At 44.1% G+C, this 1,790-nt stretch carries 1 protein-coding gene; it reads left to right on the top strand.

Features of this window, described 5'->3' with window-relative positions; genetic code table 11:
- Nucleotides 1–1,022: 1,022 nt before the first annotated feature.
- Nucleotides 1,023–1,790 (top strand): replication initiation protein RepM (repM, locus tag FTV38_RS17330; protein WP_180023027.1); only part of this gene is annotated, 768 nt, incomplete at its 3' end.

The raw sequence follows: 1,790 nt of genomic DNA, 5'->3' as shown, positions 1-1,790 counted from the left end.
GCCGTGACCGACCGCCCCAAGCGGTCGCAAGCTCCGAAGGAGTGCGAGCGAAAGCGAAGCAGCCTCGAAGCCCCAGCGAGAGAGGCCGTGGGGGAGCCGCAAGGAGTAAGCGTCGAGCAAGCGAAGCGAGCCGAGATCTTACTCCGCAGTGGGGGCAACGCCACCCCCGTCGAAGCGAAGCGCACGACCACCCTCTTTCGGTGAAGCAAGTCGGGGAGTTCTTTGCGTAGCGAAGAAGCTCCCCACTTGTCAGAAAGGGGGTGGTCGTGCGCCGCAGGCGCGCAGACGGGGGCTTCGGTGTAGGTAAGATCGCCCTAGCGATCTAGCCAACCCGTCCCGAACCCTTTCGGGCTAAAACCCAGCGATAGCGCAGGTTTTAGAGGGTAGCGTAGCGGTGGCGTTACCGTTTAAGTCACAAACTCAAGTCAATCAAGTGTGTCTGACTACTGTGTCTATCTACTGTGTCACCATTGTTTCAGTCTTTGGACACAGTATATTTTTCAAAAAAAATATTTAAGCGAGTGTCTACGAGCTGACACAAAGAAAATTTGCGCCTCGACCCTCTGAAAAACCGCTTTTAAATGACTTGAACCCTAGAAAATCTATATTTTCATGTTGAAATCTGCACCTAGACCGAGCGAAGCGAGCATAAAGCCTTATGAGCGAAGCGAATTCATAGTTGCTTTTGCTTTTAGATTTCACAAACAGGATTAACCGAAAAATTGCCCCTCGAAGCGAGCTTGCGAGCTTCAATAAAGTACGAGCTTTAGCGAGTACATAGGGCAATTTTGACCCCTCCCCTCTTTTTTAATTTTTTTATTTTTTTTAATTTTTAGGGTGACTGAAATCCTTATATAGCAATGGTTTCAGACTTTATATAGCAACGTTTATCTTGCAATATAGCAACGTTTATCTTGCAATATAGCAACGTTTATCTTGCAATATAGCAACGTTTATCTTGCATATTACAACATTGTTATATAATGTTGCTATAACAACAAAATTCGAATAAGTTGCTATGTATGAAAAAAGACCTAGTCGTTAAGGATAATGCGCTGATCAATGCCAGTTATAATTTAGACCTTGCAGAACAACGCCTAATCCTTTTAGCAATACTGGAGGCGAGGGAGTCTAATATCCCTAGTGACCGTGATTTAACTATCCATGCAGAAAGCTACATTAACCATTTCAATGTCCATAGAAACACCGCCTACAAAGTCTTAAAGGATGCTTGCAAAAACTTGTTTGAGCGTCGCTTTAGTTACCAAAAATTAACGGCTAAAGGCAATCTTGAGAATGTTATGAGCCGATGGGTACAGCGTGTGTCCTATGTTGAAAATGAAGCCCTTGTCCGTATCAGGTTTTCAGATGATGTTGTGCCACTGATCACCAACCTAGAGAAGCATTTCACCAGTTATGAACTGGAGCAGGTAAGTAGCCTAACGAGTGCCTATGCCATACGTTTATATGAACTACTAATTGCATGGCGTAGCACTGGGAAAGTATCAATGCTTGAAACTAAGGAATTGAGGTCAAGACTTGGTGTATTGGACACAGAGCATCAACGGATGGAATCGTTTAAAAGACGAGTATTAGAGCCTGCTATTCAACAAATTAACGACCATACCGACATTAAGGCAGAATACGAGCAACATAAGCGAGGACGTTCAATCATTGGGTTTTCATTCAGCTTTAAACAGAAATCCAAGCCTAAAACAATCAACCATGAACGAGATCCAAGCACGGTTGATATGTTCTGCAACTTGTCAGACAGTCAGATAAATACTTAT

It is taken from the genome of Acinetobacter sp. YH16044 (genome assembly GCF_013417145.1).
Taxonomy (GTDB): domain Bacteria; phylum Pseudomonadota; class Gammaproteobacteria; order Pseudomonadales; family Moraxellaceae; genus Acinetobacter; species Acinetobacter amyesii.
This window is presented reverse-complemented; position numbering and strand designations above follow the sequence as displayed.